The 13,387-nt window shown below is 35.3% G+C and carries 11 protein-coding genes; 7 read left to right on the forward strand and 4 right to left on the reverse strand.

Translation table 11 applies throughout. The features are described 5' to 3' along the window. Nucleotides 1-10 precede the first annotated feature (10 nt). Nucleotides 11-751: a GntR family transcriptional regulator gene (locus AC5LXV_RS07005; RefSeq protein WP_110434143.1), complete on the reverse strand. Its 741-nt coding sequence runs from the start codon at nt 749-751 to the stop codon at nt 11-13. A gap of 326 nt (nt 752-1,077) precedes the next feature. On the opposite strand from AC5LXV_RS07005, the gene AC5LXV_RS07010 reads away from it, so the two are divergent. The 5 genes from AC5LXV_RS07010 (at nt 1,078) to AC5LXV_RS07030 (ending at nt 5,903) form a co-directional block, all read left to right on the forward strand. Beyond that, nucleotides 1,078-2,529, forward strand: coding sequence for a PTS mannitol transporter subunit IIBC (locus AC5LXV_RS07010; protein WP_493467785.1), 1,452 nt, complete (start codon nt 1,078-1,080; stop codon nt 2,527-2,529). Nucleotides 2,530-2,585: 56 nt separating this feature from the next. Beyond that, the gene (locus tag AC5LXV_RS07015; protein ID WP_493467786.1) at nt 2,586-3,611 is read left to right on the forward strand and encodes a zinc-dependent alcohol dehydrogenase; all 1,026 of its coding nucleotides are present in this window, start codon (nt 2,586-2,588) and stop codon (nt 3,609-3,611) included. Nucleotides 3,612-3,644: 33 nt separating this feature from the next. Then, a complete protein-coding gene (locus tag AC5LXV_RS07020) occupies nt 3,645-4,442 on the forward strand; it encodes a transketolase (RefSeq protein WP_110434140.1) in 798 nt (265 codons plus the stop codon). Between the two features lie 5 nt (nt 4,443-4,447). Then, nucleotides 4,448-5,371 (forward strand): transketolase family protein, encoded by a 924-nt coding sequence (locus AC5LXV_RS07025; protein ID WP_493452901.1) that lies wholly within the window; start codon nt 4,448-4,450, stop codon nt 5,369-5,371. A gap of 85 nt (nt 5,372-5,456) precedes the next feature. Further along, on the forward strand, nt 5,457-5,903 hold the full coding sequence (locus AC5LXV_RS07030; RefSeq protein ID WP_493467787.1) for a PTS sugar transporter subunit IIA: 447 nt from the start codon (nt 5,457-5,459) through the stop codon (nt 5,901-5,903). Between the two features lie 14 nt (nt 5,904-5,917). On the opposite strand, the gene greB is transcribed toward AC5LXV_RS07030, so the two are convergent. Beyond that, a complete protein-coding gene (greB, locus tag AC5LXV_RS07035; RefSeq protein ID WP_110423863.1) occupies nt 5,918-6,400 on the reverse strand; it encodes a transcription elongation factor GreB in 483 nt (160 codons plus the stop codon). A gap of 44 nt (nt 6,401-6,444) precedes the next feature. On the opposite strand from greB, the gene AC5LXV_RS07040 reads away from it, so the two are divergent. Continuing rightward, a complete protein-coding gene (locus tag AC5LXV_RS07040) occupies nt 6,445-8,742 on the forward strand; it encodes a Tex family protein (RefSeq protein WP_493467788.1) in 2,298 nt (765 codons plus the stop codon). Between the two features lie 486 nt (nt 8,743-9,228). Further along, nucleotides 9,229-10,707 carry a hypothetical protein gene (locus AC5LXV_RS07045; RefSeq protein WP_493467789.1) on the forward strand — a complete coding sequence of 493 codons (1,479 nt, stop codon included), beginning with the start codon at nt 9,229-9,231 and terminating at the stop codon, nt 10,705-10,707. A 210-nt stretch (nt 10,708-10,917) separates the two neighbouring features. On the opposite strand, the gene AC5LXV_RS07050 is transcribed toward AC5LXV_RS07045, so the two are convergent. Next, on the reverse strand, nt 10,918-11,784 hold the full coding sequence (locus tag AC5LXV_RS07050) for a YjjW family glycine radical enzyme activase (RefSeq protein ID WP_493467790.1): 867 nt from the start codon (nt 11,782-11,784) through the stop codon (nt 10,918-10,920). Further along, nucleotides 11,759-13,306, reverse strand: a complete 1,548-nt coding sequence (locus tag AC5LXV_RS07055; RefSeq protein WP_493467791.1) for a YjjI family glycine radical enzyme — start codon at nt 13,304-13,306, stop codon at nt 11,759-11,761. Before AC5LXV_RS07055 ends, AC5LXV_RS07050 begins: the two co-directional genes overlap by 26 nt. Nucleotides 13,307-13,387: the final 81 nt, after the last annotated feature.

The following is a 13,387-nucleotide window of genomic DNA, read 5'->3' on the forward strand; positions in this document are numbered from 1 at the left end:
CTCAGCTATCTTATAATCGTCGTTCAATTATATTTTGTATAGGATGATATTCAGCTTTTATAAAAGAAATATTGTGCTCACAAGGCGTATCATCCTCAAGATAAGTGACTTCCTCAAGTTTTAATAATGCGGTATTTTTTGCCACATTTAATGCGTTCTCAATCATTTCATCATCGACATTTACTGCCATGATATTTTGAATGCGTTTTTTTACTTTTTTTCCAGTACTTTCTTCAATATAGCCAAATTTAGATATCTCTAATTGACTAAATTGAAACTGATCAAACAAATTTGTTGGTATTAGGGTAAATTCGAGAGACACTGGAATATTATCAAAAAACATTAATCTCTCAATTTTATAAACAAAATCGCTTCTTTTTAATTTGAGTAAATTGGCCAATTCTTCACTAGGAACAGGAACTATACTTGCTGAGAGTACTTTTCTCGATCCTTTATAACCCTGTTTTTTAGCTTGATAATCGAAATGTGAAATAACATTGAATTTACCGGTTAAATTAATATTTCGTTCAGATGAACCAACATGTAATCCTGACTTTCTAACACGATAAACCAAACCTTCTTCTAACAAATGTCTTGTCGCTTCTCTAACTGTGGTACGGGTTACATCTAAAATCTTGGCAATATTAACTTCAGTATCAATTTTTTCACCGGTAGATAAGTTTTTCTCTTCAATTAGGTTAGTAATGTAATTGATAACTTTTAATTGTTTAATTGTTATGTTACCACTCATTTTTATTCCTCATTTTCTCGATTAGTTACCATTTTCATTTAATTAACTACAAATAGCAATATTTCAACTATATAAAACAGTGATCAGATTATTAAGTTGTTATTGATGGTCAATTTGCTTTATGTCCTGCAAATAAATTTAACCTCCTATTAAGTAGATCTAAAAATATGTCTATTCATAAAATTAATGGCTAAAATGTGATTTAGTTAACACTTTGAATAAAAATATATATACATATTTTGTTTATTAAATATTATTGACTCACTACTTATATGAGTAGTCATATTAAATATGAGTGTATGTTTTATTTTTTAAGGAATTTTACTATGGATAAGAAACTATCATTGAGAGCTAAAATTCAAAGTTTTGGTGGATTTCTCACGGCTATGGTTATACCAAATATTGGCGCTTTCATGGCTTGGGGATTTATTACCGCACTTTTTATTCCTGCAGGTTGGTTACCTAACGAACAACTAGGCAGTTTAGTTAGCCCTATGATTACTTATATGTTACCGATGCTGGTAGGTTATACCGGTGGTGACATGGTTGGAGGTAAACGCGGTGCAATAATTGGTACTGTCGGTACCATGGGGATTGTAGTTGGTTCAGATATACCTATGTTATTAGGTGCAATGGCGATGGGACCTTTAGGGGGCTATTGCAGTAAACAGCTGGATAAATTATTAGAAAATCGTTTACCTAATGGCTTTGAAAACATCATTCAAAATTTTGCATTAGGTTTCTTAGGAATGGGATTAGCAATTTTAGGTTATTATTTTATTGGCCCATTCATGCTATCTATCACCAATATCATTGCCGCCGCAATAGACGGATTATTGCAAACTGGCTATTTAGCTTCTCTTGCCTTACTAATTGAACCAACGAGAGTACTATTCCTCAATAATGCTATCGATCAGGCAATATTCTATCAGTTAGGGATGAAGGATGCTTTAGTTAACGGATCTTCAGTTTACTTCATGGTATTTGCCAGCCCAGGCCCTGGATTAGGACTACTATTAGCATTCTGCTTTTTCGGTAAAGGTATGAGTAAAAAATCGGCACCAGCAGCTACAATTATTCATTTCTTTGGTGGTATTCATGAAATGTATTTCCCATATGTTTATATGCGTCCTCTAATGATTTTCCCACTTATGTTAGGTTCGGCTGCGGGAATTATGGTTTTCTCACTTATGAATGCCGGATTAGTTGCCGGTGCAACACCAGGATCAATTTTTGCTTTCTTAGCACTTACACCTCCAGGCAAACATCTTGCAACAATATGTGGTATAAGTGCCGCTGCGGCAGTTTCATTTATTGGTTGTAGTTTGTTACTAAAAATCAGCCCAATCACTGAAAAAGATGAAGATTTCTCTAATTCAAAACAAGAGGTCATTAATACTAAAACGGAAGGAAGTAATAAAGCTTATTTAAAAGCCAAAGCTGACATTTCATTATCAAATCAATCTCATGAACAAGAACTTGATCTAAAAAACATTCAATTCATTGCTTTTGCTTGTGACGCTGGAGCGGGTTCAAGTGCGCTAGGTGCATCAAGATTCAAAAAACTCTTGAAGGAAAATGGTGTTGATAAAGAGATTATTGTGAAGCATTTTTCAATCGAAAATGTGCCGCAAGAAGCTGATCTGGTCGTCATTCAAGAACGTTTGGTTGAAAGAGCAAGCCATACAGTTAAACAACCAATTGTAAGTATTAAAAACTACATTGGAGATCCGAAATTAGATCAATTAATCAACGATATAAAACAAGCTCTCTCTTAATATGACCCTATTTAATTGAAAAAAGAATTTTATAACTTTTAATAAAGAGACAAAACATGAAAGCAGTGAAAATAACTGATATTAAAAAAACAGACATCATTGAGCTTCCTGAACCCTCACTCAATGATGGAAATGCAGTCGTTAAAATTGAATATGGTGGTATCTGTGGTTCAGATACCCACTTCTATCTGGGAATGCATCCCTCATTGAAGCCACCAACAAACTTTATTCAAGGCCATGAAGCGGTTGGAGTTATTACCAAAGTAAGTCCTAATACTAAAGGATTTTCAGTTGGTGATCACGTGGCAATCAATCCACTTGTTGGCTGTGGGGAATGTGTTAACTGTGTTAATGGACATCCTAATATTTGTCGTGTAAATCGCCGTGTAATGGGATTTAGATTAGATGGGACTTTAGCGCAATATATCACCATAGATCTTGATCATTTAGTCAAATTAGACAATAACATCGATCTTAAAATAGCCGCAACATTTGAACCTTTGGCGGTCGGTTACCATGCAGTTACGCTTCTAGAAAATATAGATTTAAATAATTATCCAATCATTATTACTGGTGGTGGCACTATCGGTGTAGTGACCGGCTTGGTTTTAAAACATCTTCATAATCTAAAACCAATTATCATTGAAACCAATCAAGCTCGAGTTAAATTACTTCATGAACTTGGTTTCACGGTGAAAAATAGTATCTCTGAAGTCGATATTTTAAATTCAAAAATTAGACCAATTATTTTTGAATGCTCGGGGGTTAGAAAGGTATTTGATGAAATTATTGATTCTCAACGAAAACCAGAATATTTAGTGCTTATCGCCCAATATGCTAAAGGAAATAGCGTAAATCTTCATGAATTACAATCATCAGAAATAACCGTTATCTCCAGTCATATGTATACACCGGAAGATCTGATTAATACGGCTAAATTACTAAATCGAAAAGAAGTTCAAACCGACTTATCTCAAATTATTTATGAAAAAGTATTTTCATTAGAAGATGCCGATAAAGCCTTTCAACAAGCTATATCGGGAAATCTTGATGGCAAACTTAAAGTGCTTATTAAATGTTGAGCTTGATTATGGAACAGAACAAGTGAGGAAATAATGAATATTGAACAGTTAAAAATTTCAGCAAAACAAGCCAGACGTGATATTGTCACTATGATATATCGTTCAGGGGCAGGTCACCCTGGTGGGGCGTTATCAATAACCGATATCATGACCTACCTTTATCACAATGAAATTAATTTCAACCAAAGTCCGCGAGCTCGGCTGGTGATGAGTAAAGGTCACGCGGTTGCCATTCAGTACGCATTACTTAAACAATTAGGTTTTATTAAAGATGAAGAAATGAGTACTTTTCGTAATTTAAATTCTCGTCTGCAAGGGCATCCTAATATCAAAACGGTCCCACAACTTGATGCAAATACAGGTTTATTAGGTCAAGGTTTGTCAATTGCATTGGGAATGGCTGCCGCCAAAAAACTCAATAATGATCCTAATAAAGTTTATGCCATCATTGGTGATGGTGAAATGCATGAAGGACAAATTTGGGAAGCGCTACAACAAGCCGCTCACATGCAAATGGATAATTTAGTTGCAGTTATTGATTACAACAAATTATCGTCTCATGACGAGGTAAATTCAGTATGTAGATTAGAGCCATTGGCTGACAAATTACGAGTTTTTGGTTGGCACGTAATTGAATTAACCGACGGTAATGATATGCAACAAGTTGTCGATGGTTTTGCTTTGGCGCGTCATTATAAAGGAAAACCGATAGCTATTTTAGCACACACCATTAAAGGGAAAGGGGTTAGTTTTATGGAAAATAATGGTGATTGGCATTCTAAAACACCAACTGATGTCGAATATAAACAAGCTATGGAGGATTTACAATGACAGAAATGAAAGCACCTCGAGATGCAATTGGTAAAGCGTTAATTCAATTAGCAGAAAACAATTTCCCAATTACTGTTATTGATTGTGATTTAGCTAGTTCAACTCGTGCAGATCAGTTTGCCAAAAATTACCCAGAACGTTTTTTTGAAATGGGTATTGCTGAAGCTTCATCATTAAGTTTTGCCGCGGGGCAATCATTCGAAGGATTAATTCCGTTCTTTATCGATTTTGCTATTTTTGCAACCGGAACAGTATGGACTCAGCTGCGACAATCTTGTTACGCAAATGCCAATATTAAAATAGTTGGAACTCACCCAGGTGTTGATGGTGGATTTGATGGTGCCTCACATCATGCTCTAGAAGATATTGCGTTAACAAGAGTTTTACCTAATCTAACCGTTTTATCGCCTGCTGATGCCGATGAAGTTTACCAAGCTTTTGAACAAGCGGCTAAAATTAATGGTCCTGTTTACATTAGAGTTGCACGTGAACCAATGCCAGTTCGGGATAAAACAATCGTTCCTCGAGTCAATGACATTGATGCGGTTATTGATGAAGGAAATGATTTTGCCATCATCTTCGAAGGGGCAAGTTATGAACAAGCTAATGACGGTTATCAAAAATTATCCGCACTTGGTCATAAAGGTAAACTTATACATTTAGCCTGTATTAAACCATTTAATCAGGAAAAATTTAAATCCTTATGTCAACAGGTTAATGTCATTATAACTGTTGAAAACCATAGTATTAATGGCGGAGTAGGTGGATTAATTGCCGAGCAAAGTATGCAAAATGGTATTTTAAAACCACTAATAAGGATAGGCGTTTGTGATACGTTTACCGAATCAGGAAAAAGTAGTCAATTAAAAGATAAATATGGCATTAGTGGTCAAAATATTTGTGACCAATTTTTGCAGGTTTTATCTTAAAATAAATAATGGTTACAAGTGGTAGCTTGTAACCATTATAAAGTTAGAAATTAATAATAAGTAATACAAGAGTAAAGGTTAAAATATGTCTAAACAGTTACATCCTATTTTTGAGCAGCATTGGCAATTTAGTAAAGAAAATTTGGATTGGAAAAGTGCAATTCAAATAGTTGGAAATTCATTAATTGAAAACAATCACATCGAACAAAGATATATCACATCTATTATTGATAATGTTAATGAAATTGGTGCTTACTTTATTATTGCAGATGGCTTTGCCTTACCTCATGCTCGTTCTGAAAATGGTGTAATTTGTGATGATACAAAGTTTTCTTTATTAAAATGCACTCATCCAGTTATTTTTCCTGACGGTGAAAAAATATCTTTGCTTATTATGTTAGCTGCATCAGACAATAATAAGCATATCGATGCGATGTCTGATCTCATCGAATGGCTGGATGAAGACTATCGACTTGATAATTTAATCAAAGTTGATAACGTAGATGATTTTGAATGTTTATTATTTAAATAATCATAAAAAAACATCTAAACAAGTTCTTGGTAACTAATATCAATAATATAATAAAACGTTTTACCGTTTGGTGTGATAACTGATATTTCATCATCAATCTTATGACCAATCAAAGCTCTGGCAACAGGGCTATTGATGGATATCCAATTTCTCTTCGGATCGAATTCATCGGTACCGACGATGCGATAAATATGTAATTTTCCTGAATCATCTTCTAATTTTACCCAAGCGCCAAAAAAAACTTTACCTTCTTGACGCGGATCAGGATCGACAATTTTTAAGATCTCTAAGCGTTTAGTCAAGAATCGTACTCGTCTATCAATTTCTCTTAATCGTCTTTTTCCATAGATATATTCGGCATTCTCACTACGATCGCCAAGTGCGGCCGCATCAGATACCGCTTGGGTTACTCTTGGTCTTTCTTCTTTCCATAAATATTTCAGTTCACGATCGAGTGCCAAGTAGCCTTCTCTTGTTATATAATTAGCTTTTTGCATGATGAATTTAAATTCCGTTAATCGACAAGATATACAGAGATACCATGATAAATAATCAAATTAGCCATATTATAGCGGGTGAATTAACCGTAAAACCAGAACAAGTTTTAGCTGCCATACAATTATTAGATGATGGTAGTACCGTCCCCTTTATTGCTCGCTATCGTAAAGAGGTAACCGGCGGATTGGATGATACCCAATTACGTACCTTAGATAGTCGTTTAAGTTATCTTCGAGAACTAGAGGATCGAAAACAGACGATTTTAAAATCAATTGAGGAACAAGGAAAATTAACCCCCGAATTAAACCAAAAAATTACCAATACCCTTAGTAAAACCGAATTAGAAGATCTCTATCTTCCTTATAAACCAAAACGTCGCACACGCGGACAAATAGCTATAGAAGCGGGTCTTGAGCCACTTGCTGATGATTTATGGCAACGCCCAGATCTCGATCCAGAAACAGAAGCTGAAAAATATATTGATCCAGAAAAAGGCGTAGCTGATACTAAATCAGCATTAGATGGTGCGCGTTATATTTTAATGGAGCGCTTTGCCGAAGACGCCGCTTTACTAGCTAAAGTTCGTCATTATCTTTGGAATAATGCCCACCTTGTTTCTCAAGTTATTACCGGTAAAGAGGAAGAAGGCGCTAAATTTAGAGATTATTTTGCCCAAAGTGAACTTATTTCTAAAGTACCATCACATCGAGCTTTAGCGATGTTCCGTGGTCGAAATGAAGGATTTTTACAACTATCATTAAATGCTGATCCACAATTTGACGAAGCACCTAAAGAGAGTTATTGCGAGCAAATTATTACTGAACATTTAGGTGTGCGCTTCAACGATCAGCCTGCCGATAAGTGGCGAAAAGCAGTGATCAACTGGACATGGCGCATTAAAATCCTAATGCACATGGAAACCGAACTAATGACCACATTACGAGAACGAGCCGAAGAAGACGCTATTAATGTTTTCGCCGCTAATCTACACGATATGTTAATGGCGGCACCGGCGGGCATGAAAGTCACCATGGGGATGGATCCAGGTTTACGAACTGGTGTTAAAATTGCCGTTGTTGATGCCACCGGAAAATTAGTTGCTACCGAAACTATCTATCCTCATACCGGTCAGGCGGATAAAGCCGCAATGGTTGTTGCAGCACTTTGTATAAAATATCAAGTTGAACTTGTGGCGATCGGTAATGGTACTGCTTCACGAGAAACAGAACGCTTTTATCTTGATGTTCAGAAAAAATATCCAGATGTGAAAGGTCAGAAAGTGATTGTTAGTGAAGCTGGGGCGTCAGTTTATTCGGCTTCAGAACTTGCAGCACAAGAGTTTCCTGATCTCGACGTATCAATCCGTGGTGCGGTTTCCATTGCGCGACGTTTGCAAGATCCATTAGCTGAATTAGTTAAAATTGATCCAAAATCGATAGGTGTTGGTCAATATCAACATGATGTAAGCCAAACTCAACTTGCGAAAAAACTTGATGCGGTGGTTGAAGATGGGGTTAATGCGGTAGGCGTTAATTTAAATACCGCTTCAATGATGCTACTTGCGCGTATTGCTGGTCTTAATAAGGTTATTGCTCAAAATATTGTCGATTGGCGTAACGAAAACGGTAAATTTGCCGATAGAAAACAATTATTAAAAGTGCCACGATTAGGGCCTAAAGCCTTTGAACAATGTGCCGGTTTTTTAAGAATTATGGAAGGTACTAACCCACTTGATGCATCGGCTGTTCATCCTGAAGCTTACCCTGTGGTTGAGCGAATTTTAGCTAAAAACCATAAATCTTTAAAAGATATTTTAGGGGATTCAAACTATCTAAAATCATTAAAAGCGGTTGATTATGTCGATGACCATTTTGGTGTGCCGACAGTAACGGATATTATCAAAGAATTAGATAAACCAGGTCGCGATCCTCGGCCAGAATTTAAAACTGCACAATTTGCCGATAATATTGAAACAATGGAAGATTTAAAAATTGGCATGATTATGGAAGGTGCGGTAACTAATGTAACTAATTTTGGCGCTTTTGTCGATATCGGTGTGCATCAAGACGGTCTGGTTCATATCTCGGCGTTATCCGATAAATTTGTAGATGATCCGCGAACCATAGTTAAAGCAGGTGACATTGTAAAAGTAAAAGTGATAGAAGTTGATATCCCTCGAAAACGTATCGCTTTATCAATGCGTTTAGATGATACTACCTCTACAAAAGTGGATAATAAATCAGTAAATGTATCATCCAATAGTAAACATCGTCCCGCCACAACGGCAACTAATAGTGCAATGGGTAATGCCTTTGCTGCGGCATTTAAAAAAAATAAATAGATTTATAGTAATATTAAGGGGGGGGCTCCCCCTTATTTTATTAATGTAAACCAATATAACGTGTAAAATGAAATTTAATATTTTTAATTGTTGGTTCCTATTAATAATGTATAAAATAATCTCTTTTTTTATTTCCCTCTTAAAGATAATTAATATATAATAAGAACTACTATTGATTTTATATCAATTTACACTCGTATTAAATTTACTTTTAATCATATCTTTTTAGCTTTTCAAAATATTTATCTGATGTTCTTATTTTAAATTTTTTAGAATTTAGGATGTTACGATTTAAGTCTCAAACAAAAGTAATTTTGTTCAAACTGTACCTTGGATGATTTTCAGTAAGCGGATTTTTGTCGTCTTAGCACTGATATTAGCGGGTAGCAATTTTTTATCTTTCTATAAAAATTGTTAATTCAATAATACTTCAAATCAATAATCTTATTCGGATCGGCGGAGAAGTTTATGCATAGAGGAGTAGCGATGAACAATTGTGTAGTTTTTTTTAGAAAATTGTCTTTAATACTATTATTAAACCTATCAAAACCGATGTTATTTTTATTGGTACTATCGATTTCTGTAAATAATGGGTTAGCAATTTTACCTTCATACGTGATCACGCAAATGTATATTATTGGTAATGCGCCGGAGATTTCAGAGTCAGGCGGCACAAAAGTACTTAATGGTATTAAAGTAAAATTAAATGTACCAAACAGTGATCCTTTAGTTATAACCCCTGGTTCATCTAAGCAAATATCTGTTGCTTTTAATACTTCACCAAGTATGTATTCATTTGATGTTGATTTTTCGACTATGACTAATGATGATATTATTGATATTGATGGTGATTATTTGGGAAGTAGCAATAATTTTAAAGTGGAGAGTATAACAGCTGAATGGCGTGATAGTAATAATAATATAATTCCTTCTGATTCAACAGCTGCATTAGGTAGTAATATCTGTAATTCAGAGCCTTATAGAGGTGATTCAACACTAAAGCTTACTATTAATATTTCTGCTAGAACTCAGTATGGTGTTCCAACTGAATCTCAGCCTAAAGAAGTTTCTAAAACATTTACCGTAAAAGCTAACGATGGTATTTGTTATATAAGACCTGGCGTTTTAGCAGTTAACACCCTTTATCCAACTGGCTGGCCGGAAGGCGATAATAATGCATGGTGGGGGAGTAATGTTGTTAATCGAGTGGATCCTTATGATCCGAATCAATTTGTTAAAGGTACTGGTTTTATAGCCTCGGCTGTTGATGCTTCCGGTAATCATTTCCCAAGCACTGCATTTCCATATGCTCGCTTCAGAATTGTGCCAGTTAATTCGATATCACAATATACATACAAAATACTTAAAAATCCAAATTCATCCCTAAAAAATGTACCACGCAGTTCGGTTGCAGACTCAAAAAGTGAATTTATCTTTACTAATAATGTTCCTAGTAAAGGAGATAAATTTGTAATTCAACTTACCAACACGCAAACAAACGCAACGTTCTTCTATCAATTCTCGATACAACATTGGTTTTATGTACATACAGGCAATCTTGGCTTCATCTCTTTCTATAATGCGGAATCTTTATGCCGAAACAGTGGTGATCGCTTACCAACGCGAGCAGAACTGACTAATTCACCTCTTGCTTATGATAATAACACTAATACCCAATGGTATCTCCAAGGAAATGGATATAAACGTGCTATTGGCAATAGCTTAATGGGAGAGTGGGGTAAAATTTTCTATTATGCACCAATAAATGGTGACTTGCGCGATATGATGGCTGGTATCAGTGATTCTGATTACGAAAAATTATTTAATTATGATTTTTATTTCACCAATGAATTGACTTCTGTGGTTGACTCCGATGGATTTATCCATCGTTATAGTGTAGGAAATGCTGAGGGTAATGTCATTGTCGAACCAGATAGTGCCTATACCATGTGTACCAAATATTAATTAAAATTGATGACTTGCTGAAGTTGGTAAAAAAATATTGCCATCTTCCAGCAAGTTTATTTTGTCAGGGGTGATAATTATGCTTATCAGTCGTTTCGTATTGATTAAAGATAATTATTTTTGCATTTGCAATATGATTAGCATCACAATTACCGGTTAGCAAATACCTGTAAATAATCCGACCTTATAATTAATGTGGCTATAAAGATATTATAAATAGATACTCGGCAAAGTAATATTTTGCAATCCATAATGTTTTAACTCAGCAGCAAAAGATTCGATTTGCTGTTGTGTTGCCGCTGGCCATGTTTTGGCTATGCCATGTACACCATGATTATGAAAAGCATTAATTCTGACTTTAATTTGTGGGTTGAGTATTATTAAAAAATCAGCAAGTTGTTTAGCACTGTTTTGCAAATCAGTATGCTCAGGAATCACTAAAAATCGGACTTCATGCAGTTTTCCTATTTGGGCTAGATATTCAATGGTTTGTTTGACGCGATCATTATCCCGACCAGTAAGTTTTTTATGCACTTGAGTATCCCAAGCTTTCAGATCGATCATCGCACCATCCATTACTCTTTCAACTTTTTGCCAGCCAGTTTTAGCTAAATAACCATTACTATCAATAAAACAAGTCAGGTGTTTTAAATCTTCTGCTTGTTTTATCGCTTGAAATAGCTTTTCAATAAAAGGTAATTGTAATGTTGCTTCACCACCGCTAATGGTAATGCCATTGAGAAAAGGTAAGTATTTACGAATTTCGAGTAGAATATCTTCAATATTGTAGTTATAGGTCATTGGTGTGGATTGATAATTACAGGTATTAATACAGGTATCACATTGCTGGCAATTTGAAGATTGCCAAATCACTTTGTTATTGATAAATGTTAACGCTTGATGTGGACAGGTAGTAACGCAATCCCCACAATTCTTACACCGTGAAATGGTATAAGGATTGTGGCAATTTAAACATTTGAAATTACAGCCTTGTAAAAAGATGACTAACCGGTTTCCCGGTCCATCAACACAAGAAAAGGGTAACAGTTTATTAACGATTGCCCATGACTTGTTCATGACTGATTACCCGAGGTGTTCGGCATAAGTAGCTGTTATTTTCAGTATCTTCGGCCGCTTCACTACCTAAAAAGGTGGTATTAATTCGCGATCCCTCTTGTTTGTATTTTTTGATATCTGATAATCTCACCATATAGCCAGTTACACGTACCAGATCATTACCACTTATATTAGCGGTAAATTCACGGAAACCAAATTTAAACGCGGCCTTACAAATCTGTACTAAGGCTAGCGGATTGTTTTTTATTGTTTCATCAACCGTTAAAATATCACTAATACCAGAGGTATAATATTTATGGTGTTTAAATAGTGCCATAATATGAGTAACTGGATCCGGTTCATGTCCATACGGAATACGTAAACCTGGCGTAGCGCCTCTATCTGAACTGATGCCAGATTGAGCATGTAACATTGCTTTACCTTGCCATGCATGCTTAATTTTATGGTTATCAATAAAGTCGGCTAATTGTTGAGAAATAGTGGTGGCCAGTTGATTAGCATCTTCATCGACGCCATAACGACCGGCTAAGTTGGATTTTTCTTGTAGAATATTGACTGCCTCAGCCATGGCATAAATACCGAACATTGGCGCGAATCGGTTTGCGTCAATTAATCCCTCTTTAACTAAAAAGCTATTTGCGAAGAAATTCGATTTCTCATAAAGAAATTCTGATCTTGCTTTGATTAAATTCAATTGCAATTGGCAATAATAAGGCAAGGTGTTTTGTAAAAAATCGGTAATGTTGTTACTTTTTAATGCGACTTCTTTCAAGTTGATTCTAGATAACGTGCTACCACCACCGGCAATAGGTAGTGAGTTATAACAGCTCACCACCCCATAACCTTTGTCATCAAAATCTTTTTTAATCATCATATTATTCGCAATATGTGGTTTGGCAGTGTGACAAATGTTCTCAATTGCAATATTAAGTAAAGATTCTGGTGTGATATTTTCGTCATAAATAAAGGTTAAATTAGGTGCAACTTGTTTAAGTTCACGATCGACACGTAATATCACTCGGCAGATCACATTATCGGTTGGCCCAATGTTGGCATGCATAAAGGCATCAGGAAGATTACGATCTAACATAATCCAAAAACGTTTTAATCGCGGATAGAGCTCTTCTTCTGTTAAATTGCCAACATAAGGAAGTAAGACTTGATCTAAACAGCCTAAATAAACCGGCATACCAGTGACAGAAGGAACATGATGATAAGCAATGGTTAACATATTTAATGCATCATCAAAGTTTTTTGCTGGTTCAAGTTCTAAATATTCCGATCCTTGCTTAAGAAATTTTGCATAATCCGGTAATACATAACGAGGTTTATATGGGGCATGGCCTTCATACATGTCGCAAATTACTCGCTCATTAAGGGCATTTTGCGTTTCACTATCTAAATTAACATAGGGTAAATTATTTTCAGCTGCTAAAGCGAGAAGGTTAGCTTTTTGTTTTGGTGACAAATTAGGGTCGGTCACAATATCGTAACAATTTTTTTGAAATTCTGTCATGTTCATAAATACCTCTATATAATGCGGAAAGCAAAATTAAATCTTGATAGCTAATTATTAGCACTGAAAATCATTATCGTCAGTGCT

The organism is Gilliamella sp. LMG 34359 (assembly GCF_984569085.1).

What these genes read in the sequence shown, in the direction of transcription:
- AC5LXV_RS07030 (WP_493467787.1), top strand. Translation starts at nt 5,457, where the DNA reads ATGTCTAAACAGTTACATCCTATTTTTGAGCAGCATTGGCAATTTAGT.
- AC5LXV_RS07025 (WP_493452901.1), top strand. Translation starts at nt 4,448, where the DNA reads ATGAAAGCACCTCGAGATGCAATTGGTAAAGCGTTAATTCAATTAGCA.
- AC5LXV_RS07055 (WP_493467791.1), bottom strand. Translation starts at nt 13,306, where the DNA reads ATGAACATGACAGAATTTCAAAAAAATTGTTACGATATTGTGACCGAC.
- AC5LXV_RS07040 (WP_493467788.1), top strand. Translation starts at nt 6,445, where the DNA reads ATGATAAATAATCAAATTAGCCATATTATAGCGGGTGAATTAACCGTA.
- AC5LXV_RS07010 (WP_493467785.1), top strand. Translation starts at nt 1,078, where the DNA reads ATGGATAAGAAACTATCATTGAGAGCTAAAATTCAAAGTTTTGGTGGA.
- AC5LXV_RS07050 (WP_493467790.1), bottom strand. Translation starts at nt 11,784, where the DNA reads ATGAACAAGTCATGGGCAATCGTTAATAAACTGTTACCCTTTTCTTGT.
- AC5LXV_RS07020 (WP_110434140.1), top strand. Translation starts at nt 3,645, where the DNA reads ATGAATATTGAACAGTTAAAAATTTCAGCAAAACAAGCCAGACGTGAT.
- AC5LXV_RS07005 (WP_110434143.1), bottom strand. Translation starts at nt 751, where the DNA reads ATGAGTGGTAACATAACAATTAAACAATTAAAAGTTATCAATTACATT.
- AC5LXV_RS07015 (WP_493467786.1), top strand. Translation starts at nt 2,586, where the DNA reads ATGAAAGCAGTGAAAATAACTGATATTAAAAAAACAGACATCATTGAG.
- greB (WP_110423863.1), bottom strand. Translation starts at nt 6,400, where the DNA reads ATGCAAAAAGCTAATTATATAACAAGAGAAGGCTACTTGGCACTCGAT.
- AC5LXV_RS07045 (WP_493467789.1), top strand. Translation starts at nt 9,229, where the DNA reads ATGAACAATTGTGTAGTTTTTTTTAGAAAATTGTCTTTAATACTATTA.